The following is a 25984-nucleotide window of genomic DNA, read 5'->3' as shown; positions in this document are numbered from 1 at the left end:
TCCAAACCCCCCCCCCCCCCGGCGCCGCGTCGATCCACTGGGGTCAGAGCGGGATGTTGCCGTGCTCCCCACGTCGTGCCGGGGCCGCCGCCAGGGCAGCGGCCACCGCAGAGCGGGTGCGCGTCGGCTCGACGATCTCGTCGACGACGCCGATCTCGACGGCCCGCGCCAGGCCGCCCGAGAGGCGGTCGTGCTCGTCGGCCAGCTGCTGCTCGACCTCGGCGAGCTCGGACTCCTCGACCTCCGCGAGCCGGCGGCGGTGCAGGATCCGGATCGCGGCGACCGAGCCCATGACCGCGACGTGCGCGTCGGGCCAGGCGAAGACCTTGGTCGCGCCGAGCGAGCGCGAGTTCATCGCGATGTACGCGCCGCCGTACGTCTTGCGGGTCACGACCGTCACCCGGGGCACGACCGCCTCGGCGAAGGCGTGGAGGAGCTTGGCCCCCCTTCGCACGACGCCGTCCCACTCCTGGCCGACGCCGGGCAGGTACCCGGGGACGTCCACGAGGACGACGAGCGGCACGCCGAAGGCGTCGCACATGCGCACGAAGCGTGCTGCCTTCTCCGCGGACGAGGAGTCCAGGCAGCCGCCGAGGCGCATCGGGTTGTTGGCGACGACGCCGACCGTGCGGCCGCCCATGCGCCCGAGGGTGGTGACGATGTTGGGCGCCCACCGGCCGTGCAGCTCCTGCAGCGGGCCGTCGTCGAGGAGCTGCTCGACGAGCGGGTGCACGTCGTACGCCCGCTTGGCGGACTCGGGCAGCTGCTCGGCCAGGTCGACGTCGTTGACGGCGCCGAGGTCGAACTCGCCCTGGTCGCCGAGGAGCCGGCAGAGCGTGCCGGCCCGGGCGAAGGCGTCGTCGATGGACTCGGCCAGCACGTGGACGACGCCGGAGCGGCGACCGTGCGGCTCGGGACCACCCAGGCGAAGGGCGTCGACGTCCTCACCCGTGACCGAACGGACGACGTCGGGCCCGGTGACGAAGATCCGCCCCTCCGGGGCGAGGATGACGATGTCGGTGAGCGCGGGACCGTAGGCGGCACCCCCGGCGGCCGCGCCGATGACGACGGAGATCTGCGGGATCCTGCCGGAGGCCCGGGTCATGATCGCGAAGACCTCGCCGACCGCGTGCAGCGAGACGACGCCCTCGGGCAGGCGGGCGCCGCCCGAGTGCCACAGGCCGACGACGGGGACGCCGTCGGCCAGGGCCCGCTCGTACGCGGCCACGACGACCTTGCAGCCGGCGACGCCCATGGCGCCGCCCATGATCGTCGCGTCGGAGACGAAGACGACGACCGGCTGACCGGCGACGGTGCCCGTCGCCGCGAGCATCCCCGAGTCGTCGTCCGGGGTGATCAGCTCGAGCGAGCCGTCGTCGAGGAAGGCCGCGAGCCGGTGGTTGGGGTTGCGGGGGTCCTCCTCGCGGGGGACCTTCGGGCGCTTGCCGACGGCCGCGGACGCCGCGTTGGGCTGGCGGGTCACCGGACGGTCCTCAAGGCGAGGGCGACGTTGTGGCCACCGAACCCGAAGGAGTTGTCCAGGACGAGCAGCTCTCCGTCACCGAGCTGGCGCGGCGTGTCCCGGATGATGTCGAGGTCGACGGCGGGATCGAGGTTGTCGATGTTGATCGTCGGGGGAGCCACCCGGTCGCGGACCGCCTGGATCGCGAAGACGGCCTCGAGGGCGCCGGCGGCGCCGAGGAGGTGCCCCGTCATGGACTTGGTCCCGCTGATGGCCATGTGGTCGGCGTCCTTGCCGAAGGCGCGTCGGATCGCGGCGACCTCGGCCACGTCGCCCACCGGGGTGGACGTCGCGTGGGCGTTGATGTGGCACACGTCGGCGGGCGTGGCGCCCGCGTCGCGGACCGCGTCGGCCATGGCGCGGGAGGCGCCCGCCCCCTCCGGCTCGGGGGCGGCGATGTGGTGCGAGTCGGCGCTCACGCCGAAGCCGGCGAGCTCGCAGATGATGTTGGCCCCGCGTGCCTTCGCGTGCTCCTCGGACTCGAGCACGAGGATCGCCGCGCCCTCACCGAGGACGAAGCCGTCGCGGTCGGTGTCGTAGGGGCGCGAGGCGGACTGGGGGGCGTCGTTGCGGGTCGACAGCGCCTGCATCGCGGCGAAGCCGGAGATGGGCAGCGGGTGGATCGAGGCCTCGGAGCCACCGGCGATGACGACGTCGGCGAGCCCCTCGCGGATCAGGTGGGCGCCGTAGCCGATCGACTCCGCGCCGGAGGAGCAGGCGGAGACGAGCGTGTGCGCCCCGGCCCGTGCGCCGAACTCGAGCGAGACCGTGCCGGCCGCGCTGTTGGGCATGAGCATCGGGATCGACAGCGGGTAGACCCGACGAGGGCCCTTGGTGCGCAGGGTCTCCCACGCGGTGAGCAGCGTCTGCACGCCGCCGATGCCGGTGCCGACGGAGCTGGCCAGGCGCTCCGGCTCGACCTCGGGCGAGCCGGCGTTCTCCCACGCCTCGCGGGCGGCGACGAGCGCGTACTGGGCGAAGGGGTCCAGACGCTTGGTCTCGACCTTCTTGAGCACCTCGGCGGCGGGCACGGCGAGCTGGGCGGCGAAGGTCACCGGCAGCTCGAACTCCTGCACCCAGTCGGCCTCGAGGGGGGCGGCGCCGGGGCGGCCGGCGAGGGCCGCCTGCCAGGTCTCCTCGGCGGTACCGCCGAGCGGGGTCGTTGCGCCGAGTCCGGTGACGACGACGGTGGGCCGGGGAGAGGTCATGGGGGCTCCTGTCGGGTGGGGTGGGAGAGAGGGTGGTTCCCCCCTTCGCTCAGGGCGAAGGGGGGATGCTCACCGGTCTCAGGCGGCCTGGTTGGCCTGGATGAAGTTGACGGCGTCACCGACGGTCTTGAGGTTCTTGACCTCTTCGTCGGGGATCTTGGCCCCGAACTTCTCCTCGGCGGTGACGGCGATCGTCATCATCGACAGCGAGTCGACGTCGAGGTCGTCGGTGAAGGTCTTGTCGGCGGTCACCTCGGACGCGTCGACACCCGTCTCCTCCGAGACGATCTCGGCGAGGCCGGCGAGGATCTCCTGGTCGCTGTAAGCCATGGGTCGTTCTCCTTGTGCATCGGTGGGGTGGTCCGAGAGCCCGTCGGACCGACGGGTTGAACTTCAGGGGAGCGTCACGACCTGCGCGGCCCACACGAGGCCGGCGCCGAAGCCGATCTGCAGGGCCAGCCCGCCGGGCTCGACCTCGCCCTCGCGGAGCATGCGCTCCATCGCGAGGGGCACCGAGGCCGCGGAGGTGTTGGCCGTGGTGACGATGTCGCGGGCGACCGGGAGGTCGGCCGGCAGGCCGAGCGTCTTGACCATCTGGTCGATGATCCGCACGTTGGCCTGGTGGGGGATGAAGGCGGCGAGCTCGTCGGCGCGCACGCCGGCGACGTCGAGGGCGCGCTGCGCCTCCTTGGCCATCGACCACACGGCCCAGCGAAAGACGCTCGGGCCCTCCATGACGATCGCGGGCCAGCGCAGGTCGCGGTCGGTGCGGACCTCGTTCCACGAGTCGCGCTGGGCGATGAGGTGCTTCTGCTCGCCGTCGCTGCCCCAGACGGTCGGGGAGATGCCCGGGACGTCGCTGCGCGAGACGATCGCGGCGCCGGCGCCGTCGCCGAAGATGAACGCCGAGCCGCGGTCCAGCGGGTCGGTGAAGTCGAGCAGCTTCTCGACCCCCACGACGAGGACGTGCTCGGCGGTGCCGACGCGGACCATGTCGTTGGCGACGGAGATCGCGTGGCAGTAGCCGGCGCACGCCGCGGAGATGTCGAAGGCCGCTGCGCGCGAGCCGAACCGGGAGGCGAGCTCCGGCGCGGCGGCGGGGGTCTGGTACGGGTGGGTGACGGTCGCGACGAGGACGGCGTCGAGCTGGGCGGCGTCCAGACCGGCGTACTCGAGCGCACCCCGCGACGCGTGCTCGGCCATGTCGACGACGGTCTCGTCGGGCGCGGCCTTGTGCCGCGACGCGATGCCGGAGCGCTCCCGGATCCACTCGTCGGAGGAGTCGATCGGGCCGACGATCTCGCTGTTGGGGACGACCTGCGCGGGGCGGTAGCCGCCGATGCCGGTGATGCGGGCGTGGTGGAGGACGTCCGGGACGCCGAGGGTGCTCATGCGATCGACCCTTCGGGGTGCAGGCGCAGGATGGGCTGGCCGGGGGAGACCGGGTCGCCGTCCTCGACGAGCCACTCGACGACCGTGCCGGGGTGCCCGGCGCGGACCTCGAGCTCGTCGCGCAGGGAGGAGATGCGGGCGACCACGTCACCGGCGGTGACCGCGGTGCCGGCCGCCTCGGCGCCGATCGCCACGGTGCCCTTGACCGGCGCGGTGACCAGGCGCCACGTCGGCTGGCTCGCGTCACGGGCCGAGCCGTGCTCGCGGACCATGCGGTGGGCCGCCTCGAGGTCATCGGGGGACTTGAGCGCGAGGACCTCGACGCCCTTGAGCCCGCGCTTGGCCAGGCCGGTGAGCGCGCCCGCCGGCGGGACCTCGATGATGCCCGTGACGCCGAGGTCGCGCATCGTCTCCATGCACAGGTCCCAGCGCACCGGGTTGCTCACCTGGGTGACGATGCGGCGCAGCACCTCGGTGCCGGAGTGGACGACGCTGCCGTCGACGTTGGACACGAGCGGGACGCGGGCGTCGTGGGTGGACACCGCGCGGGAGAGGCGGGCGAGGTCGTCGACCGCGGGGGCCATGTGCTGGGTGTGGAAGGCCCCGGCGACCTTGAGGGGGATGACCCGGGCCTTGGCGGGAGGCGCCTCGGCGAAGGCGGCGAGCTGCTCGAGCGTGCCGGCGGCGACGACCTGGCCGGCGCCGTTGACGTTGGCGGGGGTGAGGCCGTGGGCCTCGATCGCGGCGAGGACCTCCCCTTCGTCCCCACCGAGGACGGCGCTCATGCCGGTCGGGGTGACCTCGGCCGCGCGGGCCATGGACCGACCGCGCTCACGCACGAGGACCATGGCCTGCTCGGCGCTGATGACGCCGGCGGCGGAGGCGGCGGTGATCTCGCCGACGCTGTGGCCGGCGCCCGCGCCGACCACGCGGAACCCGTCGGCGGGGTGCTCGAAGAGCGCGAGCAGCGAGAGCAGGCCGGCCGCGACGATCAGCGGCTGAGCGACCGCGGTGTCCTTGATGGTCTCCTCGTCGGAGGTCGTGCCGTGCGTGGCGAGGTCGATGCCGGCGACGGTCGACAGCCAGTGGAGGCGGTCGGCGACGCCGGGCAGCTCGAGCCACGGGGCGAGGAAGCCGGGCGTCTGTGAGCCCTGGCCGGGACAGGTGATGGCGAGCACCTCTCAAGAGTCGCCGCCGAAGGGGGGAGCCTGCGAGGTCGACGCCTCCAGAGAATCACCGCGCGCTCTTGGAGGCATCCTCCAAGATGGCTCCGATCGTCAGACCGACGCGCACGGTGAAGGCCTCGTGCGGGTCGGTCAGGTCGTACCCGATGAGCTCGGTGATCCGGCCCAGGCGGTACCGCACGGTGTTGACGTGGACGATGAGCGCGCGGGCCGTCGCCTCGAGGCCGGTCGAGTCGAGGTGGGTGCGGGCGGTCTCGAGCAGGCTGGGGTGCTCCTCGAGCGGTTCCTGGACGTTCTCGACGAGGGTTGCCCTCGCGAGGTCGTCCCCGGCGACGGCCCGCTCGCCGAGCAGGTCGTCCGCGGCGACCGGGCGCGGTCGGGCGGGCCAGCCGGGCGCGGCGAGGTGGCCGGCGACCGCCGCGTGGGCCGACAGGGCACCCTCGCCGAGATCGGCGACGCGCGGCCCGTGCACGAGGTCCCCGTCCGCGAAGCACCCGGCGAGGCCGGCGGCGGCCGCGGCCGGCTCGGTGACCCCGCCGAGGACGGCGACGAGCCGGTTGCCCTGCACCCCGGCCAAGACCGGCAGGCCGAGCCGGTTCCCGGCCCGGTGGACGTCGATGATGGCCGCAGCGGGGTCTTCCCCGCCCGCTGGGTGCGGCGAGTTGCCCACCAGCACAACGACATCGGCGACCTCGCCCCACCCGAGCGCAGCGGCGCGGCTCCGGATGGACTCGTCGACCTCGCCCCGCATGACGGCGTCGATGACGAGGGACTCGAGCCGGGCGTCCCACGCGCCGCGCTGCTCGGCGGCCTGGGCGTACACCTCGGCCGCACCGAAGGCGATCTCGCGGGCGTACCGCAGCACGGCGATGCGCAGGTCGGTGACGTCCTTGGGGCGGGCGAGGGACTCGACCTGCTCCTCGACGACGTCGACGACCGTGCGGGCCAGCTCGAGGGTCTGCGCGAGGTTGATGGTGCGGGTCAGCTCGCGGGGGGCGGCGCCGAAGGTCGCGCGGGTGTCGGCCGGCTCGATCCCGTCGAGCCAGTCGATGAAGTTGGAGATGCCCGCCTGGGCGACCAGGGCCACCCACGAGCGCTCCTGGGCGGACAGGCGCGTGTACCACTCGTGCGTGGCCTCCAGGCGCTGCGTGGCCGCCGTGGCGAGCTCGCCGCCGGACCGCCGCACCTGGCGGCGAGTGGTCAGCGAGACGAGTCCACGGCGCGGCATGCCCCGATCCTATGTGCGAACCACACAACGCACGGGACCCTGCATTGCCCTAGGGCAATGCAGGGTCCCGAGTGCGTTCGCGTGGCTGCGGGACGGCCCGTCAGTCGGTGCCGAACTCCATGGCCGCCCGGTCGAGGGCGTCGTCGAGCTCGTCGACGTCCTGGGCGGCCGGGTTGGAGGCGATCTGGTCGGCCCCACCGGCCTCGAGCTGACCCATGATCTCGAGGTAGCCGCCCGAGAGCTGGTCCTGTGCGGCGTAGACCTCGAGCTTGCCGCGGCTGTCGGCGATGTCGAGGTTGCGCATCGTCAGCTGCCCGATGCGGTCGACGGGGCCGAAGGCGGCGTTCTCCGTGCGCTCCATCGACAGCTTGTCCGGGTGGTAGCTGAAGTGCTCGCCGACCGTGTTGACGATCGTCCAGTCCTCGCCGCGGCGCAGGCGCACGGTGACCTCACCCGTGACGACCGAGGCGACCCAGCGCTGGATCGACTCGCGCAGCATGAGTGACTGCGGGTCGAACCAGCGGCCCTCGTAGAGCAGCCTGCCGAGGCGGCGGCCCTCGGCGTGGTAGCTGGCGATGGTGTCCTCGTTGTGGATCGCGTTGAGCAGGCGCTCGTAGGTGAGGTGCAGCAGGGCCATGGCCGGACCCTCGTAGATGCCGCGCGACTTGGCCTCGATGATGCGGTTCTCGATCTGGTCCGACATGCCCAGGCCGTGGCGGCCACCGATGTCGTTGGCGGCCATGACGAGCGCCACGGCGTCGCCGCCGAAGTCGTCACCGTTGATGGCGACCGGACGCCCGCGCTCGAAGCGCACGGTGACGTCCTCGGTCTCGATGGCGACCTCGGGGTCCCAGAACCGCACGCCCATGATCGGGTCGACGATCTCGAGCGACTGGTCGAGGTGCTCGAGGGTCTTGGCCTCGTGGGTGGCGCCCCAGATGTTGGCGTCGGTCGAGTAGGCCTTCTCCGCGCTGTCCCGGTAGGGGAGCCCGCGCTCGGTGAGCCACTCGGACATCTCCTGGCGCCCGCCGAGCTCGGTGACGAAGTCGGCGTCGAGCCACGGCTTGTAGATGCGCAGACCCGGGTTGGCCATGAGGCCGTAGCGGTAGAAGCGCTCGATGTCGTTGCCCTTGAAGGTCGAGCCGTCGCCCCAGATCGAGACGCCGTCCTCCTTCATCGCCCGCACGAGCAGGGTGCCGGTGACGGCGCGGCCGAGCGGCGTGGTGTTGAAGTACGTGCGACCACCCGAGCGGATGTGGAAGGCGCCGCAGGCGAGGGCGGCCAGGCCCTCCTCCACGAGCGGGGTCTTGCAGTCGACGAGCCGGGAGAGCTCCGAGCCGTACTGGCCGGCGCGACCCGGGATCGACTCGATGTCGTCCTCGTCGTACTGACCGAGGTCGGCGGTGTACGTGCAGGGCACCGCCCCCTTCTCGCGCATCCACGCGACGGCCACGGAGGTGTCGAGCCCGCCGGAAAAGGCGATGCCGACACGTTCACCAACAGGGAGGGAGTTCAGTACCTTGGACACGGCCCCCACCCTAGGACGTGCGCGGCAGGGGCGACCACCGGGCTTCACCGACTGGTCACGTCGCAGACACGGCGAGGTCGCCGCAGGCACGACGAGCGTCCCTAGCGTCGCGCCCATGAGCCCACTTCGACTCGCCACCGGCGTCGCCTGCGCCGCCGCACTCCTCGTCCCCACCGCCGCGTCCGCCGCGCCGACCCTCGCTCCCGCGAAGGCCCCCGGGGCCACGAGCGCCTCCGACAACCCGGGGTACCGCGAGAAGGGCATGGCGGACCCGCTGGTGTTCGCCCACCGCGGTGCCTCCGGCTACCGTCCCGAGCACACCCTCGCCGCCTACGACCTCGCCGTGCGGCAGGGCGCGGACTACATCGAGCCCGACCTCGTCATGACCAAGGACGGCGTCCTCGTCGACCGGCACGAGCCGGAGATCGGTGGCACGACCGACGTCGCCGAGCACCCCGAGTTCGCCGACCGCCGGACGACGAAGAACCTCGACGGCACCCAGGTCACCGGCTGGTTCGTCGACGACTTCACCCTCGCCGAGCTGAAGACGCTGCGCGCCAAGGAGCGCCTCGGCGCCATGCGGCCCGGGTCTGCCTCCTACGACGGGCGGTTCGAGGTGCCGACCTTCGAGGAGGTCCTCGCCCAGCGTGAGGAGCTCTCCCGCTCGACCGGACGCGTCGTCGGGATCATCCCGGAGATCAAGCACTCGACCTACCTGCACGCGGAGGGCTTCGACCCCGAGGCAGAGGTCGTGCGCCTGGCGAAGAAGTACCACCTCAACCACCCCAAGGCCCCGATCTGGGTGCAGTCCTTCGAGCTCACCGCGCTCAAGGTCCTGCGCGTCGCCCACGGGTACAGGGGCAGGAGCACCTTCCTCACCACGGTCAAGGGCGGTCCGTACGACCTGCGCGAGGAGGGCACGACCTACGCCGAGCTGACCACCGCCGCGTCGATGGAGGACCTCTCGCTGTGGATCGACGGCTTCGGCCCGGAGAAGAACGCGGTCATCGCCCGCAACGCCGACGGCACCCTCGGCGAGCCGACCTCGTTCGTCCGCGACGCCCACGCCGCCGGGCTCAAGGTCACCCCCTGGACCTTCCGCGCGGAGAACACCTTCCTCCCGACCGACTACCGCAGCGGCGCGGACCCGGCGGCCCACGGCCGGATGGCCGACGAGGTCACCAGGTTCTACGAGATCGGTGTCGACGGGGTCTTCTGCGACCAGCCCGACATCTGCGTCGAGGCCCGCACGGACTTCCTCGCCGGCAGCTGACTCGGCCCCGCCGACGACTAGGTAAGGCTAGGCTTACCTCGACTCAACCGTCGAGGAGGAGCACGTGAACCATCCACCGGGTCTGGCCCGCACGGTCGTCGCATCCGCGAGCCACGTCGAGGTCGGGATCATGGGGCACAGAGCCCCGCTGGCCGCGCATGCCGTGGACGAGGGGGGCGCCCTCCTGTTCTCCCTCGGGGAGGCCGCACCCGAGTGCACCCACCTGGTCCGGCCCGGCACGTCCGGTCCGGTCGTGCACGCCGTGGCGACCGACGTCTCGGGCGTCGCGCACGCCGGGCGGGTCCGCGGCCGGGTGACCCTGTCCGGCCGGGCCGAGGTGCTGGCCGATCCCGTCGACGTGGGGCTGCGCGCCCACCTCGGTCTGGCGGAGCGATCCCTCGTGGCCCGGCTCGAGCCGACCGAGGTCACCCTCGAGTGGTCCGTCGAGAGCGGCAGGACCGCCCGGCCCGCGGTGGACGTCGACCCGGGGGACTACGCGGCCGCGGAACCCGACCCGCTCGCAGGATGGGCGGACGGGTGGCTCGTCCACCTCGACTCCGCGCACCGGGACTCCCTGCGCGAGCTCGTCGTCGACGCGGTCCAGCCGGTCGCCGTCGTCCGACCGGTCCACGCCGACGCCGACGGCATCGTCCTGCGTGAGCACGTGGGGGTGAGCCGCCGGGACATCCGGGTGCCCTTCCCGCGGGCCGTGCGGTGCGGGTGCGAGGCGATCCAGGCGCTGCGCGTGCTCATCTCCGTGGGCACGCTCGGCTGACGGACGCCGGCGACCGCCGTCAGACCGGGGCGAGCGGCGTGTGCGGCCCGGGCGGGAGGTCGACGCCGATCGTGTCGCCGGCGCGCACCGTCCCGCTCACCTCGACGACCCCCATGACGCCGGCGCGACGTTCGATACCGACGCTGTCGCCACGGCGCACGACGAGCCGGAGCAGGCCGGGGGAGTGCTCCTCGATCTGGCGGCACGGGTTGCGCAGCCCGGTGACCCGCACGACCGCCTCACCCATCCGCAGCCGGGTGCCCTCGGGCAGTGCGAGCAGGTCGACGTCGCCGGTCAGGACGTTCTCGCCGAGCGAGCCCGGACCGAGGTCGTGACCCGCCGCGCCCGCCTCGTCGAGGAGCGCGGCCTGGATGAGGTGCACCTGGCGCAGGTTGGGCTGGTTGGGTTCCCGCCGCACGCGCGAGCGGTGCTGCACGAGGGTGCCGGCGTGGGCGTCCCCCCGGACCCGGAGGCCGGCCACGAGCTCGATCTCCTCGCACGGGGCCTTGCTGAACCGGTGCAGCTCGTCCCGGCTCACCGCGACGACGAAGGGGGGTGCCCACACCCGTGATCCTGTCACGGGTGTGGGCACCCCCTTCGAGACGGCGCTGGCGCGCCTCCTCAGGGACCGTGCGGACGGCGCTGGCGCGCCTCCTCAGGGACCGTGCGGATGGCGCTGTGGCGTCAGGCGTCGCCTCCGGCGTTGCCGGAGGTGCCGGCGGTGACGTCGAGGAGGCGGTACTTGTCGGCCGCCTTCTTCGGGACGTCCTCCGCGACCCAGCCGCGGTCGGCGAGCATCTGCAGGGCGCGCACCGCCATCGACGGACCGTCGACGTGGAAGTACCGGCGAGCGGCGGCGCGGGTGTCGGAGAACCCGAAGCCGTCGGTCCCGAGCGCCGAGAACTCCTCGGGCACCCAGGGGCGGATCTGGTCCTGGACCTGCTTCATGTAGTCCGAGACCGCGACGACCGGGCCGACCGCGCCGTCGAGCGCCTGCGTGATGTACGGCGTGCGGCGCTCGCGCTCCGGGTAGAGGAAGCGCTCCTCGTCGCAGGCCATCGCCTCCCGCCGCAGCTCGCTCCAGCTCGTCACCGACCAGACGTCGGCGACGACGCCCCAGTCGTCGCGCAGCAGCTGCTGGGCCTCGAGGGCCCATGCCATGCCGACGCCGCTAGCGAGGAGCTGGCAGCGCGGCGGGGTGTCGCCCAGGCCGGAGGCGTCGCCGGCGGCGTAGCGGTACAGGCCCTTGAGCAGCGCGTCCACGTCCAGGCCCTCGGGCTCGGCCGGCTGGACGATCGGCTCGTTGTACAGGGTCAGGTAGTAGATCGCGTTGCGGCTCGGGTCGGACTGCGGGGCGTCGCCGCCGTACATCGTCTCCAGGCCCTTGCGCATGATGTGCGCGATCTCGAAGCCGTAGGCCGGGTCCCACGCCACGACGGCCGGGTTGGTCGCCGCGAGCAGCGGGGAGTGGCCGTCGGCGTGCTGCAGACCCTCGCCGGTGAGCGTCGTGCGACCGGCCGTGGCGCCCAGCATGAAGCCGCGCGACATCTGGTCGGCGGCCGCCCAGATCCCGTCACCGGTGCGCTGGAAGCCGAACATCGAGTAGAAGATGTAGACGGGGATCATCGGCTCGCCGTGCGTCGCGTAGCTCGTCGCCGCCGCGGTGAAGGCCGCGACCGAGCCGGCCTCGTTGATGCCGGTGTGGACGATCTGCCCTTGCTCCGACTCGCGGTAGGCGAGCATGAGGTCGGCGTCGACCGAGGTGTAGTTCTGGCCGTGGGGGTTGTAGATCTTCTTCGTCGGGAAGAAGGAGTCCATGCCGAAGGTGCGTGCCTCGTCCGGGATGATCGGCACGATCCGATCGCCGAACCCCTTCTCCCGCATGAGGTCCTTCAGCAGGCGGACCCACGCCATCGTCGTGGCGATCTCCTGCTTGCCCGAGCCCTTGGCCATCTGCGCGTACTTGTCGTCGCCGGGCAGCTGCGGGGTCTTGTACTCGACGCGGCGCGAGGGCAGCCCGCCGCCGAGCTTGTCGCGTCGCTCGCGCATGTAGGCGATCGCCTCGTCCTGCTCGCCGGGGTGGTAGTACGGCGGCAGGTACGGGTCGGCCTCGAGCTGCTCGTCGGTGATCGGGATCTTCAGCCCGTCCCGCAGACCCTTGAGGTCCTCGAGCGTCAGCTTCTTCATCTGGTGGGTCGCGTTGCGACCCGCGAAGTGGGTGCCGAGGCCGTAGCCCTTGATCGTCTTGGCGAGGATGACCGTCGGCTGGCCGGTGTGCTCCATGGCCGCCCGGTAGGCCGCGTAGACCTTGTTGTAGTCGTGACCGCCGCGCTTGAGCTTCCACCAGACGTCGGCGTCGCTCCAGTCCTCGACGAGCTTGCGGGTGCGCGGGTCGCGGTTGAAGAAGTGCTCGCGCACGTAGGCGCCGTCGTTGGCCCGGAAGGTCTGGTAGTCGCCGTCGGGCGTCTGGTTCATGAGGTTGACCAGGGCGCCGTCGCGGTCGGCGGCGAGCAGCGGGTCCCAGCCGCGGCCCCACACGACCTTGATGACGTTCCAGCCGGCGCCACGGAAGTAGGCCTCGAGCTCCTGGATGATCTTGCCGTTGCCACGGACCGGGCCGTCCAGGCGCTGCAGGTTGCAGTTGACGACGAAGGTGAGGTTGTCGAGCTCCTCGAAGGCCGCCGTCTGGAGCAGGCCGCGGCTCTCCGGCTCGTCCATCTCGCCGTCGCCGAGGAAGGCCCACACGCGCTGCTGCGAGGTGTCCTTGATGCCGCGGTTGTGCAGGTACTTGTTGAACTGCGCCTGGTAGATCGCGTTCATCGGGCCGATGCCCATGGAGACCGTGGGGAACTCCCAGAAGTCGGACATCAGGCGCGGGTGCGGGTACGACGGGAGGCCGAGGTCGGTGCCGCCGGCGAGGTGAGCGGCCTCCTGCCGGAACCCGTCCATCTCCTGCTCGGTGAGCCGACCCTCGAGGAAGGCGCGGGCGTACATGCCGGGGGAGGCGTGGCCCTGGAAGAAGATCTGGTCGCCACCGCCGGGGTGGTCCTTGCCACGCCAGAAGTGGTTGAAGCCGACCTCGTAGAGCGTCGCGGCGGACGCGTAGGAGGAGATGTGCCCGCCGACGCCCACGCCGGGACGCTGGGCGCGGTGCACCTGGACGGCGGCGTTCCAGCGGATCCACGCGCGGTAGCGCCGCTCGACCTCCTCGTCGCCCGGGTACCAGGGCTCGTCGACGGGGGAGATCGTGTTGACGTAGTCCGTCGTCGTCAGCGACGGCACGCCGACGTTCTTCATCCGCGCGCGCTCGAGCAGGCGCAGCATCACGTAGCGGGCACGATCACGTCCCGACTCGTCGATGAGGCTGTCGATGGAGGCCAGCCACTCGGCCGTCTCCTCGGCGTCGATGTCCGGCAGGTGGGTGGGGATGCCGTTGAGGATGGGGCCGTCGCTGAGATGATCTGAGCCGGGCACGGGTGTCGTCCTTTCACAAGACCGATCCGCCCGAGGTGACGGCGGACACAGCCATCCTCTCGCGCGGTGTGGCGGCTCACAAACCGGGGTCGATCTGCGAGATGCGCCGCGCGTGGGCGTAGGCGGTCGCGCGGTCCCCCCGGACGAAGCCGAGGAGGGTCAGCCCGGACCGCTCCGCGACCTCGATCGCGAGCGTCGTCGCGGCCGAGACGCAGGCGAGCACGGGGACGCCGGCGACGGCCGCCTTCTGCGCGATCTCGAAGCCCGCCCGGGAGGAGACGAGGAGGGTGTGCCCACGCAGGGGGAGACCCCCTTCGCGCGCCGCCCACCCGATGACCTTGTCCACCGCGTTGTGCCGGCCGATGTCCTCGCGGACGACGAGCAGCTCGCCGTCGGGTGCCAGCAGGGCGGCCGCGTGGACGCCGCCGGTGGCCTCGAAGACCTTCTGCCGAGTGCGCATCGCGTCCATCCCGGCGTGGATCGCGTCGAGCTCGACGCGGGTCTCGTCGGTGGACGGGCTGTGGGGGAGCGCGGCCAGCAGGTCGTCGACGGAGGTCGACCCGCAGACGCCGCACGCGCTCGTCGCGATCTCGGTGCGCTCGGTGATCGGTCGCCGCAGGGAGACGCCCGCGGCGAGCGTCACCTCGACGACGTTGAACGTCGGTGACCCGTCCGGCCCGGTGTCCGTGCAGTGCATCATCGTCGCGACCGCGTCACCGTCGGCGATCAGGCCCTCGGCGACGAGGTGGCCCAGCGCGAGGTCGAAGTCGTCACCCGGCAGCCGCATCGTCGTCGTCACGGTCGTCGACTCGGGGCGAAGGGGGTTGCCCCCGGCCGGCACGCCCCGGTCCGGCAGCGCCGCGACGCGGATCTCCAGCGGTTCCTCGACGGCGACGGACTCGATCCGTCGTGCCGGGCGGTCGCCCAGCCGCTCCACGCGCAGCCGCTGCGTCATGCGTCCCATCGGCCTGCCTCCTTCGGTTGCCACCTCCCACCCTACGGAGCGGGTCTGGTGAGATGGAGCGGTGGACGACCCCGCGACCCTGCCCCCTTCGCCCGGACCGACCGTGCTCCCGCTGACCGGTGACCACGGGGCCCGCTGGCGCCCGGTCTCCTCGGCGCTCACCCACGTGCGCCGCGTCTCGACGACCGTGGTGATCGCCCCCTTCGTCATCGCCCTGGTCGTCTGCGCGGTGCTGCTCACGCGGTGGTTCGCGATCCCCGCCGTCGTCCTCGTGCTGCTGTGGCTGTGGCTCATGTGGCTCATCCCGCGGCAGGTCACCGCCGTCAGCTGGGCCGAGCTGCCCGAGGAGCTGGCGATCCGCAAGGGACGCTTCTGGCGGCACATGGTGACGATCCCGTACGGGCGGATCCAATACGTCGACATCGTCTCCGGGCCCTTCAAGCGGGCGAAGGGGATCGCCGACCTCACCGTCAACACGGCCTCGCCGCAGAGCAGCGGCGACATCCCCGGGCTGCCCGTCGAGGTCGCCGAGGAGCTGCGCGTACGCCTCGCCGCCCGCGGCGAGGCGCAACGGGCCGGGCTGTGAGCGACCCCGACGCGGACGGCTTCGTCCGGGTGCACCCGCTCTCGCCGTACGTGCGAGGCGGACTCGTCGTGCTCGCGGTCCTCGGCTACGTCGTCTCCCAGCAGGTGGACCGGGCCGCGGGGCTGCTCACCGACGCCCCCGGGGACGCGGGGAGCATCGGCTTCGGCCTGCTGCAGCTGGCGGGCGTGGCCGTCGTCGTGCTCGGCGCCGTCGCCCTCGGCCTCGTCTCGTGGTGGTTCACGCGGTACCGCCTCGGCGAGGAGAGCCTGGAGATGCACACCGGCGCGGTCTTCCGCCAGCACCGGCAGGTGCGCTACGACCGCATCCAGGCCGTCGACCTCGTGCGGCCGCTGCTCGCCCGCCTCACGGGGTTGTCGGAGGTGCGCGTCGAGTCGGCGGGCGGCGGGGACTCGCACGTCTCGATCGCCTACCTGTCGCTGCGGGACGCCGAGCAGGTGCGCGAGCGGCTGCTCGGGCTCGCCGACGCTGCCAGCGCGCCGGCCGTCGCCCGGGCCGTCACCGCGGCCGCGGCGAGCGAGCCGGGCAGCGTCCCGCCGGCCCAGCGGGCCGTCGGCGAGCTCGTCCTCGCGATGCCCGTCTCCCGGCTGCTCGCCTCGATCGTCCTGAGCGGCGACGCCGTCCTCGTGGTCGTCGCGGCCGTCGTGGGACTGGTGCTCACGCTGCTCGACCTCGCGCCGGTCGTCACCGGCTTCATCCCCTTCGTCATCGTCGGCGGGCTGCGCTCCCTGGGCCGGCTCGCGCGCTGGTACGGCCTCACCGTCACGCGCAGCGGCGACACCCTGAGCAGCCAGCGGGGGCTCACCGACACCCGCACCTCGACGGTGCCGCTGCAGCGCGTCCAGGCCGTCGCCATCAAGCAGTCGCTCTTCTGGCGGAGGGCGGGGTGGTGGTCCCTCGAGGTCAACGTCGCCGGGGCCCGGATCGGCTCGGCGAGCGAGTCGGCCGCCGACACCGTCCTCGTGCCGGTCGCGACGACGCCCGAGGTGCTCGCCCTCCTCGAGGTCGTCACGCGCGACCGCGGCACGACGGCGGAGGTGGCCGCGCTCCTGGACGGCACGCCCGCGGGCTTCGTCGGCCAGCCGGCGCGCGCCCGGTGGCTCTTCCCCTTCGCGCACCGGCGGATCGGGTACCTCGTCGGCCGCCGTGCCCTGGTCACCCGGTCCGGGTGGCTGGAGCGCCGGCTCGCGATCGCGCCTTGGGGTCGGGTCCAGTCCCTGACCGTCGCGCAGGGTCCGATCGCTCGCCGGCTGGACCTCGCCAGGGTCGACGTGGTGAGCACGGTGGGGCCGGTCAGACCGAGCGTCGCGGGACTGGACCGGGCACGGGCGGAGGGCCTGAGGGCGCTCACGGCGGAGCGTGCGCGGGGTGCGCGCCACGACGACGAGGGGACCGGTGGTTGCGATCCCGCGCCGGACACGATGGACTGTGACCGATGAATGATCAGCGAACAGCAGAGAGGACCAGCGTGGAGACCGGGGAGTCGACCTCAGGAGGTGAGCTCGCCACGACCGCCGTCGAGAAGCTGGGCTTCATGACCGGGCAGGTCGTCCAGGAGTACGGCTGGGACGACGACGTGGACGACGAGCTGCGCTCGGCCGTGCAGGACGTCATCGGCGAAGAGCTCGAGGACGAGGACTACACCGGTGTCGTCGACGCGGTGATCCTGTGGTGGCGCGACGGGGACGGTGACCTCACCGACGCGCTCGTAGACACCCTCGGCACGCTCGCGGAGGGGTCCTCGATCGTCCTCGTGACGCCGCGACCCGGCCAGCAGGACGAGGTCGACCCGAGCGAGGTCGACGAGGCCGCCAAGACCGCGGGGCTGCACACCTCCGGGTCCGTCATGTGCTCCGAGGAGTGGGTCGCGACCCGCCTCGCGGCACGCAAGGGTGCACGCTGAGCGCCCTCGCCGTCGGCGCCCACGCGCCCGACTTCACCCTGCGCGACCAGAACGGCCGCGACGTCACCCTCTCCGAGCACCTCGGCGAGCGGGCCGTCCTGCTCGTCTTCTACCCCTTCGCGTTCTCGGGCATCTGCACCGGCGAGCTCGGCGAGATCCGCGACGACCTCGGCCGCTTCGAGTCCGACCGGGTGACGACCTGGGCGATCTCGTGCGACCCGATGTTCAGCCTGCGGGCCTGGGCCGACCGGGAGGGCTACTTCTTCCCGCTGCTGTCCGACTTCTGGCCGCACGGAGCGGTGGCGGACAGCTACGGCGTCCTCGACGAGGAACGGGGGATGGCACTGCGCGGGACCTTCCTCGTCGGCCCCGACGGGCGCATCGCCTGGTCCCTCGTCAACCCCACCGGGCAGGCCCGGGACCTCAGCGGCTACCACGAGGCGCTCGCGGCGCTGGTCGAGGGCGGTCCCCCGGCCTGAGGCAGGTATCGTCCGCCACCATGAGCGACGACATCCTCGAGGTGGACCTGCTGGCCTTCGAGTCCGGGGACGGTGAGCGCGCCCGGGCCGTCGTGGACGGCCTGATGACGTCGTTGGAGACCGGCTTCGTCTACGTCAGGCACGACCTGTCCGAGGACCTCATCGACTCCGCCTACGGCATGCTCGAGGAGTTCTTCTCCGCCGAGCGCGAGGTCAAGGAGCAGTTCGTCGCCCCCGGCACGCACGGCCAGACCGGCTACACGGGCCTGCTCGTCGAGACCGCGGCCACCGCCGACGTCGCGGACTGGAAGGAGATGCTCAACTGGGGTCCCTCGATCCCGGCCGGGCACCCGCTGCGCACGCGCTACCCGCACCGCTACCACGACCCCGTGCTCCCGGAGTCGGCCGTCCCGGGCATCACCGAGACGCTCACGGCCTTCCACCGGTCGGTGGCCGACCTGCAGCGCCGCGTCCTGCGGATCATCGCCACCGGCGTCGGCGCGCACCCGGATTACTTCGAGAAGATGCTCGTCGACGGGCCCACCCTCTCCCGCGCGATCCACTACCCCGCGATGGACTCCGCCCCGGACGCGCCGCACGTCTGGGCCGCCGAGCACGCCGACATCAACCTCATCACCGCGCTGCCCCGCGCGACCGCGGCCGGGCTGCAGGTGCGCCTGAAGGACAGCGGCGAGTGGATCGATGCCATCGCCCCCGAGGGCGGGGCGATCATCAACACCGGGCTCATGCTCGAGGTCGTCACCAACGGCGTCATCGAGCCGGGCATCCATCGCGTCGTCGCCTCCCCCGGCCAGGAGGGGGACCGGTACTCGGTGGTCCAGTTCACCCACCCCACGCCGTGGACCGTGCTCAGCCCGCTCGTGTCGACCGTGACGGACCAGACGCCGCAGCTGTTCTCGCCGGTCAGCGCCGCCGACGCCCTCGACCTCGTCCTCTACGAGATCAACCTCATCGAGGACGCCCGGCGGGTCTGACGCACGACGTCCTCGAGGGCGGCGTCGGCCTGACACAATGACGGCCGGCGCAGTGAGGCGCCGGGGGCCTGTAGCTCAGGTGGTAGAGCACCGCGTTTACACCGCGGGTGTCGTCGGTTCGAGCCCGGCCGGGCCCACATGGAGACCATCCGGTTGCGGCACGTCCTCACGGCGCTCGAGGAGATGTACCCGGTCGACACCGCCCAGTCGTGGGACAGGGTCGGCCTCGTCACCGGTGACCCCGAGCAGCCCGTCCGGCGGATCCACGCCGCCGTCGACCCCACCCTCGAGGTCATCGAGGAGGCCCGCGAGGCCGGGGCCGACCTGCTCGTCACGCACCACCCCCTGCTGCTGCGCGGCGTGCACTCGGTCGCCACCACGAGCGCGAAGGGAGCGGCCGTCACCTCCCTCGTGGTCGGCGACGTCGCGCTCTACGTGGCCCACACCAACGCCGACGTCGCCGAGCCCGGCGTCAACACCGCCCTCGCGGCGGCGTGCGGCCTGACCGACTCCGAGCCGCTCACGTTCGAGGAGGGGCGGGCCATGGGACGGGTCGGCGACCTGCCCGCCGAGGTCTCCCTCGCGCAGTTCGCCCGGTCGCTGGCGTCGGGGCTCCCGCCCGCACCGGCGGGGCTCCGTGTCTCCGGGCCGGCCGACGGACGGGTCCGCCGCGTGGCCCTGCTCGGCGGTGCCGGCGACGGGCTCATCGACGCCGCGGCGGCCGCCGGGGCCGACGTCTACGTGACCTCCGACCTGCGACACCACCCGGCCCTCGAGGCCCGGGAGGACGGCACGGCGCGGGGCGGTACCCCCTTCCTCGTCGACGCCGGCCACTGGGCCACCGAGGCGCTGTGGCTGGGGGAGATGCTCACCCGGCTCGGGGAGTCGCTCGCGGCCGCCGGGGCCGACGTGGTTGGGTTGGAGACCCACGTGAGCACCATCTGCACCGACCCGTGGAGCTTCACCGTCGGCGCACGACCCGACCAAGGAGACCCGCAGTGAAGGCAGACCCCTTCGTCCAGGCCCGGCTGCTGAAGCTGCAGGCGCTCGACACGCGCCTGCAGCAGATCGACCACGCCCGGGGCCGCGTGCCCCAGATCGCCGCCCTCAAGGAGGCCAGCGCCCGGCTGCAGACCGTCTCGGACGACGTCGTGCGCGTCGAGACGGGCCTGTCCGACATCCGCCGCGAGGTCGACCGCGCCGAGTCCGACGTGCAGCAGGTGCGCGACCGCACCGCCCGCAACCAGGCTCGGCTCGACGCCGGCCAGGGCACGCCCAAGGACCTCACGGCGATGCAGCACGAGCTCGAGTCCCTCGCCCGGCGCCAGGCCGAGCTGGAGGACGTCGAGATCGAGGTCATGGAGCGCCAGGAGGGCGCCGAGGCCCGTCTCGCCGAGCTGACGAGCGCCCGCGAGGAGGCCCAGGCCGAGGTCGACCGGCTGACCGCCGAGCGCGACGCCGCGGTGGCCGAGCTCGACGCCGAGCGCGCCAGCGTGTCCGCGCCCCGCGCGGAGCTGACCGGCAGCATCGACGACCCGCTGCTCGCCCTGTACGACCGGATCCGTGCCTCCTCCGGCGGCCTGGGCGCTGCCGAGTTCCAGCAGGGCCGCTGCGGCGGGTGCCGGCTCGAGCTCAACCCGGTCGACCGGGCCGCGATCGAGAAGGCGGCGTCCAACGAGGTCGTCCGCTGCGAGGAGTGCGGCCGCATCCTCGTGCGCACGCACTCCGACGACTGATGGGGCGCGCCCTCCGCGTCGAGGCCGACGGCGGGTCCCGGGGCAACCCCGGTGTCGCCGGCTACGGCGCACTCGTGCGGGACGAGGGCGGCACCGTGCTCATGGAGCTGGCGGCGCCCTTGGGCACGGCCAGCAACAACGTCGCCGAGTACCGCGGGATGCTCGCGGGACTCGCTGCGGCGCACCGGATCTGCCCCGACGCGGACGTCGTCGTGGCGATGGACTCCAAGCTCGTCGTCGAGCAGATGTCGGGCCGGTGGAAGATCAAGCACCCCGACATGCGCGAGCTGGCGCTGCAGGGGCGTGAGCTCGTCCGGCAGATCACGCAGGCCGGTGGGTCGGTCGAGTTCACCTGGGTCCCGCGGGCCGACAACGCCGATGCCGACGCCCTGTCCAACCGCGGCATGGACGGCGAGCACGTCGAGGACCACCACGGCAGCGAGCAGGCCGGTGACGACCTCTCCCCGTCCCGCGACGGGGAGCAGGAGCCGGTGCGCCCGCGCGCCGGACGCGGTGAGGCGACCCGGGTCGTCCTCGTGCGCCACGGCGTCACCGAGCTCACCGAGCAGTCGCGCATCGACGGCCGCGGCGGCCTCGACCCGGGCCTCACCGACGCCGGCCGGGCGCAGGCGGTGCGGGCGGGCGAGCTCGTCGCGGAGCTGGTCGGTGACGCCGACGTCCGCGTCATCACCTCCGACCTGGCCCGGGCGCGGCAGACCGGTGGCGTCATCGCCGACCGTCTCGGCGTGACCGCGCAGGCGGACCCGGCCTGGGACGAGCAGTCCTTCGGCGACTGGGACGGGCAGGCCGTCACCGACCTCCTCGCCGCCCACCGCGAGGACTTCCGCGCGCTGCGCGAGGACCCCGGCTACGCCCGACCGGGCGGGGAGTCGCACACCGAGATGGCCGAACGCGTCCTCGCGGCCTGGGAGGCGGTCGTCGCCGGAGGCGGCACCGTCGTCATCGCCTCGCACCGCAAACCCATCCTCGTCGTCCTCGCCCACGTCCTCGGCCTGCCGCACGAGCGGCTCTGGCGCATCGCCGGCAGCCCGGGCTCGCTGACGGCCGTCGAGGCCTGGCCCGGTGGTGAGGCCGTCGTGGCCTTCACCAACCGCACGTGAGGAGCGGGACATCACTGACCTGCCCACCTGGCTGACCGCGTCCGGCCTCATCGGTGCAGCGCTCTTCGGCCTGCTGTCCGCCTTCTTCCCACCGCTCAACGCGGAGATCTACGCCCTCGCCGCGCCGGTGATCTTCCCCGACTCGTGGCTGCTGCACGTCACCGTCATGACGATCGGGCTCGTCGCGGGCAAGATGACCCACTTCGTGGCGGCGGCGAAGGGAGCGGAGGCGTACACCCGTCGTCGGGAGGAGAAGGAGGCCCGGGAGGCACAGGTGGAGCGCACGCCTCCCGGCCCGGTCCGCGCGCGCCTCACCCGGTGGAGCAAGGCGATGATCGACGTCCTCGACCGTCCGCGGCTGGGCCCGCTCGTCCTGCTCGCCAGCTCGGGCATCGGCTTCCCGCCGCTCGCCGTGGTCACCGTCGCGGCCGGCATCAAGCGGCTCAACATCGTGCTCTTCCTCGTCGTCACGACGGCCGGGTGCCTCCTGCGGTTCCTGGCGACGTCGTGGCTCGTCAGCCGCGGCATCGACCTCGGCCACTGAGCGTCTCGGGTCCTGACCCCGTGTGCGTCGACGGTGGTCCCGGAACCTAACCTGTCCGTCATGACCCCGCCCGCAGACCTCACCCCCCAGCAGGCGTGGGAGCGACTCGGCAGCGACCCGCACGCGGTCCTCGTCGACGTGCGCACCCGCGCCGAGTGGTCCTTCGTCGGACTCCCCGACCTCACCGCTCTCGGCAAGCAGGTCATCCCCATCGAGTGGACGACCTTCCCCGAGGGCGCGCCCAACCACGCCTTCCTCGACGAGCTCCGGGCGAGCGTGCCGACCGAGGCGCCGGTCCTCTTCCTCTGCCGCTCGGGTGCCCGTTCGGCGGCCGCCCAGGTCGCCGCCGCCGCTGCCGGCTACGCCGAGGCGATCAACGTGCGCGAGGGCTTCGAGGGTGAGCTGGACGCGCGCGGCCACCGCGCGGTCAACGGCTGGAAGCAGGCCGGTCTGCCGTGGAGGCAGGGGTGAGCGCGGCCCCCTTCGGCCCGGGCAACCCGCGGCCCTACCTCGACCCGGAGGGGTTGTCCCCGCAGACCCTCGCCGTGCGCGGCGGGCAGGCCCGCACGACCTTCGACGAGACCTCCGAGGCGCTCTTCCTGACCTCCGGCTTCGTCTACGGCAGCGCCGAGGAGGCCGAGGCGGCCTTCACCGACGAGGTCGAGAAGTTCGTCTACTCGCGCTACGGCAACCCGACCGTCGCGATGCTCGAGGAGCGGCTGCGGCTGCTCGAGGGCGCCGAGGCCGCGTACGCGACCGCCTCCGGCATGTCCGCGGTCTTCACCGCCCTGGCGGCGCTGCTGGGGAAGGGGGACCGCCTGGTCTCCTCGCGCGGGCTCTTCGGCAGCTGCTTCGTCATCGTCGACGAGATCCTCCCGCGCTGGGGTGTCGAGACCGTCCTCGTCGACGGCCCCGACCTCGACCAGTGGCGCGAGGCGCTCTCCGAGCCGACGACCGCGGTCTTCTTCGAGACGCCGAGCAACCCGATGCAGGAGCTCGTCGACATCGCCGCGGTCAGCGAGCTGGCGCACGCCGCCGGCGCCCAGGTCGTCGTCGACAACGTCTTCGGCACCCCGGTCTTCTCCCGACCCCTCGAGCACGGCGCCGACATCGTCGTGTACTCCGCGACCAAGCACATCGACGGCCAGGGACGGGTGCTCGGGGGCGCGATCCTCGGGCCGCAGGACTACATCGACGGGCCGGTCAAGAACCTCATCCGGCACACCGGGCCGTCGCTGTCGCCCTTCAACGCCTGGGTGCTCCTCAAGGGGCTGGAGACGATGGACCTGCGCGTGCGGCGCATGGCCGAGTCCTCGCTCACCGTGGCGCGTGCCCTGCAGGAGCACCCCCGGATCCGGCGCGTGGTCCACCCGTGGCTGCCCGGGCACCCGCAGCACGAGCTCGCCCAGCAGCAGATGAGCGGTGGCGGCACCGTCGTGACCTTCGACGTCGTCGGGGCCAAGGCGGAGGCCTTCGCGGTGATGAACGCCCTGCGCACCGTCGACATCTCCAACAACCTCGGGGACTCGAAGTCGCTCATCACCCACCCGGCGACGACGACGCACCGCCGGATGGGCGAGGAGGCGCGAGCGGCGATCGGCATCACCGACGCGACCCTGCGCATCTCCATCGGCCTCGAGTCCGCCGACGACCTCGTCGCCGACCTGCGTCGCGCCCTGGGCTGACGACCGTGCTCGTGCTGCTGCCCCCGTCGGAGTCCAAGGCCGGCCGTTCCCGCGGCAAGGCGCTGGACCTCCCTTCGCTCTCCTACCCGGACCTCGCGGGGCATCGTCGACAGGTGCTCGACGCCGTGGCCGCGGTGAGCGCCAGGGAGGACGCCCACGAGGTCCTCGGGGTCAGCCCCAACCTCGTCGAGGAGGTGGCGCGCAACACGGCCCTCACCACTGCCCCGGCGCCGCCGGCGGCGGAGGTCTACACCGGCGTGCTCTACGACGCGCTCGACCTCGGCGACCTGACCCCCGGCCAGCGGCGCCGGGCCAACCGGTGGTTGGTGGTCGTCTCGGCGCTCTTCGGCGCGGTCCACCCCGACGACCGCATCCCGCCGTACCGGCTGTCGATGGCGGTCAACCTGCCCGGGATCGGCCCGCTCGCGGGGCACTGGCGCGAGGCCCTCGCCGCCGAGCTGACCGCCGCGGCGGGCACCGGGCTCGTCGTCGACTGCCGCTCCAGCACCTACGTCGCGGCGTGGGTACCGAGCGGCGCGACCGCCGAGCGGTGGGTGCAGATCCGGGTGCCCGGCGCGACCCACATGGCCAAGCACACCCGAGGTCTCGTCGCCCGGCACCTGCTCGGGGTCGACCGCGAGCCGCGCACGCCCCGGGCGCTGGCCGCGGCGCTGGCACCGGCCTTCGACGTGGAGCTGCACGAACCCGCCGGACCCGGACGACCCTGGGTGCTCGACACGACGGCTCGGTGACCCGGGCCGTCGGCGGGTTCGCCATCTAGGGTGGCGAGCATGGCCGCGAAGCACCCCGTCACCCTCCGCCCGACCAACCCCGAGTCGGGCGACGTCGTCGCCGCCGCGGGTCTCAGCGGGCGCTTCGACGCGATCCGCGCCGAGCTCGAGGTACCGGGGGAGTTCCCGGCCGAGGTCGTGGCCGAGGCCGAGCGGGTCGCGGCGACGCCGCTGTCCACGCCGGAGCGCGACGAGAGCGACGTCCCCTTCCTCACCATCGACCCACCCGGGTCCATGGACCTCGACCAGGCGATGCACCTCGAGCGCGACGGAGACGGGTACCGGGTGCGGTACGCCATCGCGCACCTGGAGTCCTTCGTCGAGCCCGGGGGAGCCATCGACGCCGAGGCCCGCCGCCGTGGGCAGACCATCTACGCCCCCGACCAGCGCACCCCGCTGCACCCACCCGTCCTCAGCGAGGGGGCCGCCAGCCTGCTGCCCGGGGAGACCCGGCCGGCGTACGTGTGGGACATCCGGCTCGACGCCCGCGGTGAGCACACGGCCGCCGAGGTCCGCCCCGCGCTCGTGCGCAGCGTCGACCGGCTCGAGTACACGGCCGTGCAGGAGAGCATCGACGCCGGCACCGACGACGAGCGGCTCGTCCTGCTCAAGGAGATCGGGGAGAAGCGCATCGCGCTCGAGCAGGAGCGTGGCGGTGCCTCCCTGCCCATGCCGGACCAGCAGGTCGAGGAGGTCGAGGGCGGCTTCCGGCTGCACCTGCGCCCGCTCGTGCCCGCGGAGGACTGGAACGCGCAGATCTCCCTGCTCACCGGCATGGTCGCCGCGGACATGATGCTGGCGGCCGGGGTCGGCATCCTGCGCACGATGCCCCCGCCGCAGGAGCGTGCGATCAACCAGCTGCGCCGGGTCGCGAGGGCGCTCGGCGTCGACTGGCCGGAGGGGACCGACCACGGGGCCTTCCTGCGCTCCCTCGACGGCCGCGATCCCAGGCACCTCGCGCTCATCCACGAGTCGACCGTCCTCTTCCGCGGGGCGGGCTACACCGCCTTCGACGGCGAGCTGCCCGAGCTCGTCGAGCAGGCCGCGATCGGCGCCCCGTACGCCCACGTCACCGCGCCGCTGCGTCGGCTCGTCGACCGGTTCGGCCTTGCGCTGTGCGCGGCCCTCAGCGCCGAAGGAGAGGTCCCCTCGTGGGTGCGGGAGGCGCTGCCGCAGCTGCCCGAGCTCATGGAGGCCTCGGACCGTCGGGCCGGCGGGGTCGAGCGCGCGACGACCGACGCGGTCGAGGCCGCGACCCTCGCCGACCGCGTCGGGCAGGACTTCGTCGCGGTCGTCGTCGACGTGCCCGAGGGCAGGGACGACGCCGGCGCGCTCGACGTCCAGCTGCTCGACCCACCCGTCCTCGCCCGCGCGAAGGGGGCGGCCGGGCTCGGCGCCGAGGTCACCGTGCGCCTGACGCAGGTCGACCTGGCCACCGGGACGGTGGACTTCGAGGTGGCGTGAGGGACCCTCTTCGCCATGGTCTAGACTCACCGGCAGCGAAAGGGAGTAGTCCCCAACAGGTGTGTCGACACACTGAGCCTCGGCCTCGGCCCCGGCTCCGGCACATCGGGCCAG

The 25984-nt window shown here is 72.9% G+C and carries 25 protein-coding genes and 1 tRNA gene; 16 read left to right on the top strand and 10 right to left on the bottom strand.

Going from position 1 to position 25984, the window contains the following annotated elements:
• Positions 1-43 precede the first annotated feature (43 nt).
• The 7 genes from ABC138_RS13005 to argG all read right to left on the bottom strand — a co-directional run bounded on the left by ABC138_RS13005 (position 44) and on the right by argG (position 8062).
• A complete protein-coding gene (locus ABC138_RS13005; RefSeq protein WP_345913946.1) occupies positions 44-1483 on the bottom strand; it encodes a carboxyl transferase domain-containing protein in 1440 nt (479 codons plus the stop codon).
• Positions 1480-2730: a beta-ketoacyl-ACP synthase II gene (gene fabF, locus ABC138_RS13000; RefSeq protein ID WP_345913944.1), complete on the bottom strand. Its 1251-nt coding sequence runs from the start codon at positions 2728-2730 to the stop codon at positions 1480-1482. The genes ABC138_RS13005 and fabF overlap by 4 nt, the downstream gene beginning before the upstream one ends.
• Before the next feature lie 78 nt (positions 2731-2808).
• Positions 2809-3060, bottom strand: coding sequence for an acyl carrier protein (locus ABC138_RS12995; protein ID WP_068323185.1), 252 nt, complete (start codon positions 3058-3060; stop codon positions 2809-2811).
• A gap of 63 nt (positions 3061-3123) precedes the next feature.
• A complete protein-coding gene (locus ABC138_RS12990; protein WP_068323189.1) occupies positions 3124-4122 on the bottom strand; it encodes a beta-ketoacyl-ACP synthase III in 999 nt (332 codons plus the stop codon).
• The gene (locus ABC138_RS12985) at positions 4119-5300 is read right to left on the bottom strand and encodes an acyltransferase domain-containing protein (RefSeq protein WP_068323191.1); all 1182 of its coding nucleotides are present in this window, start codon (positions 5298-5300) and stop codon (positions 4119-4121) included. Before ABC138_RS12985 ends, ABC138_RS12990 begins: the two co-directional genes overlap by 4 nt.
• A 55-nt stretch (positions 5301-5355) precedes the next feature.
• A complete protein-coding gene (locus tag ABC138_RS12980) occupies positions 5356-6534 on the bottom strand; it encodes a helix-turn-helix domain-containing protein (protein ID WP_068423575.1) in 1179 nt (392 codons plus the stop codon).
• Between the two features lie 100 nt (positions 6535-6634).
• Positions 6635-8062, bottom strand: a complete 1428-nt coding sequence (argG, locus tag ABC138_RS12975; protein WP_068423659.1) for an argininosuccinate synthase — start codon at positions 8060-8062, stop codon at positions 6635-6637.
• Positions 8063-8177: 115 nt separating this feature from the next.
• On the opposite strand from argG, the gene ABC138_RS12970 reads away from it, so the two are divergent.
• Positions 8178-9335 (top strand): glycerophosphodiester phosphodiesterase, encoded by a 1158-nt coding sequence (locus ABC138_RS12970; RefSeq protein WP_345913943.1) that lies wholly within the window; start codon positions 8178-8180, stop codon positions 9333-9335.
• Positions 9336-9399: 64 nt separating this feature from the next.
• Entirely contained in the window at positions 9400-10110 is a 711-nt protein-coding gene (locus tag ABC138_RS12965) for a DUF2470 domain-containing protein (protein WP_068323200.1), read from the top strand.
• A gap of 19 nt (positions 10111-10129) precedes the next feature.
• Here the strand turns inward: ABC138_RS12965 and ABC138_RS12960 are convergent, their stop codons facing one another.
• The 3 genes from ABC138_RS12960 to fdhD all read right to left on the bottom strand — a co-directional run bounded on the left by ABC138_RS12960 (position 10130) and on the right by fdhD (position 14548).
• Positions 10130-10690, bottom strand: a complete 561-nt coding sequence (locus ABC138_RS12960; protein ID WP_345913942.1) for an MOSC domain-containing protein — start codon at positions 10688-10690, stop codon at positions 10130-10132.
• A 104-nt stretch (positions 10691-10794) separates the two neighbouring features.
• Positions 10795-13584, bottom strand: coding sequence for a pyruvate dehydrogenase (acetyl-transferring), homodimeric type (gene aceE / locus ABC138_RS12955; protein WP_345913941.1), 2790 nt, complete (start codon positions 13582-13584; stop codon positions 10795-10797).
• Between the two features lie 76 nt (positions 13585-13660).
• Positions 13661-14548: a formate dehydrogenase accessory sulfurtransferase FdhD gene (gene fdhD / locus ABC138_RS12950; RefSeq protein WP_345913940.1), complete on the bottom strand. Its 888-nt coding sequence runs from the start codon at positions 14546-14548 to the stop codon at positions 13661-13663.
• Positions 14549-14609: 61 nt separating this feature from the next.
• On the opposite strand from fdhD, the gene ABC138_RS12945 reads away from it, so the two are divergent.
• The 14 genes from ABC138_RS12945 (at position 14610) to ABC138_RS12880 (ending at position 25870) form a co-directional block, all read left to right on the top strand.
• The gene (locus ABC138_RS12945; protein WP_345913939.1) at positions 14610-15134 is read left to right on the top strand and encodes a PH domain-containing protein; all 525 of its coding nucleotides are present in this window, start codon (positions 14610-14612) and stop codon (positions 15132-15134) included.
• Positions 15131-16591, top strand: a complete 1461-nt coding sequence (locus tag ABC138_RS12940; RefSeq protein ID WP_345913938.1) for a PH domain-containing protein — start codon at positions 15131-15133, stop codon at positions 16589-16591. Before ABC138_RS12945 ends, ABC138_RS12940 begins: the two co-directional genes overlap by 4 nt.
• 95 nt (positions 16592-16686) lie before the next feature.
• Positions 16687-17055, top strand: coding sequence for a DUF3052 domain-containing protein (locus ABC138_RS12935; RefSeq protein WP_068323478.1), 369 nt, complete (start codon positions 16687-16689; stop codon positions 17053-17055).
• Complete coding sequence (locus tag ABC138_RS12930) at positions 17052-17534, top strand: peroxiredoxin (protein ID WP_345913949.1); 483 nt, start codon at positions 17052-17054, stop codon at positions 17532-17534. Before ABC138_RS12935 ends, ABC138_RS12930 begins: the two co-directional genes overlap by 4 nt.
• A gap of 20 nt (positions 17535-17554) precedes the next feature.
• A complete protein-coding gene (locus tag ABC138_RS12925) occupies positions 17555-18529 on the top strand; it encodes a 2-oxoglutarate and iron-dependent oxygenase domain-containing protein (RefSeq protein ID WP_345913937.1) in 975 nt (324 codons plus the stop codon).
• A 64-nt stretch (positions 18530-18593) separates the two neighbouring features.
• Positions 18594-18666 (top strand) — tRNA-Val (locus tag ABC138_RS12920).
• A 1-nt stretch (position 18667) separates the two neighbouring features.
• A complete protein-coding gene (locus tag ABC138_RS12915) occupies positions 18668-19531 on the top strand; it encodes a Nif3-like dinuclear metal center hexameric protein (RefSeq protein ID WP_345913936.1) in 864 nt (287 codons plus the stop codon).
• The gene (locus ABC138_RS12910; RefSeq protein WP_345913935.1) at positions 19528-20265 is read left to right on the top strand and encodes a C4-type zinc ribbon domain-containing protein; all 738 of its coding nucleotides are present in this window, start codon (positions 19528-19530) and stop codon (positions 20263-20265) included. The genes ABC138_RS12915 and ABC138_RS12910 overlap by 4 nt, the downstream gene beginning before the upstream one ends.
• Complete coding sequence (locus ABC138_RS12905) at positions 20265-21386, top strand: bifunctional RNase H/acid phosphatase (protein WP_345913934.1); 1122 nt, start codon at positions 20265-20267, stop codon at positions 21384-21386. Before ABC138_RS12910 ends, ABC138_RS12905 begins: the two co-directional genes overlap by 1 nt.
• Positions 21352-21930, top strand: a complete 579-nt coding sequence (locus tag ABC138_RS12900; protein WP_170307534.1) for a hypothetical protein — start codon at positions 21352-21354, stop codon at positions 21928-21930. The genes ABC138_RS12905 and ABC138_RS12900 overlap by 35 nt, the downstream gene beginning before the upstream one ends.
• Positions 21931-21990: 60 nt before the next feature.
• Entirely contained in the window at positions 21991-22401 is a 411-nt protein-coding gene (locus tag ABC138_RS12895) for a rhodanese-like domain-containing protein (protein ID WP_068323225.1), read from the top strand.
• A complete protein-coding gene (locus tag ABC138_RS12890) occupies positions 22398-23615 on the top strand; it encodes an O-succinylhomoserine sulfhydrylase (RefSeq protein WP_345913933.1) in 1218 nt (405 codons plus the stop codon). The genes ABC138_RS12895 and ABC138_RS12890 overlap by 4 nt, the downstream gene beginning before the upstream one ends.
• A gap of 5 nt (positions 23616-23620) precedes the next feature.
• Positions 23621-24367, top strand: a complete 747-nt coding sequence (locus ABC138_RS12885; protein WP_068323226.1) for a peroxide stress protein YaaA — start codon at positions 23621-23623, stop codon at positions 24365-24367.
• A gap of 39 nt (positions 24368-24406) precedes the next feature.
• Positions 24407-25870, top strand: a complete 1464-nt coding sequence (locus ABC138_RS12880; RefSeq protein ID WP_345913932.1) for an RNB domain-containing ribonuclease — start codon at positions 24407-24409, stop codon at positions 25868-25870.
• Positions 25871-25984 lie beyond the last annotated feature (114 nt).

Source organism: Janibacter sp. LM, assembly GCF_039631275.1.
GTDB lineage: Bacteria > Actinomycetota > Actinomycetes > Actinomycetales > Dermatophilaceae > Janibacter > Janibacter terrae.
Note: the sequence above shows the minus strand (reverse complement) of the source record. Positions and strands in the feature narration are given on the sequence as shown.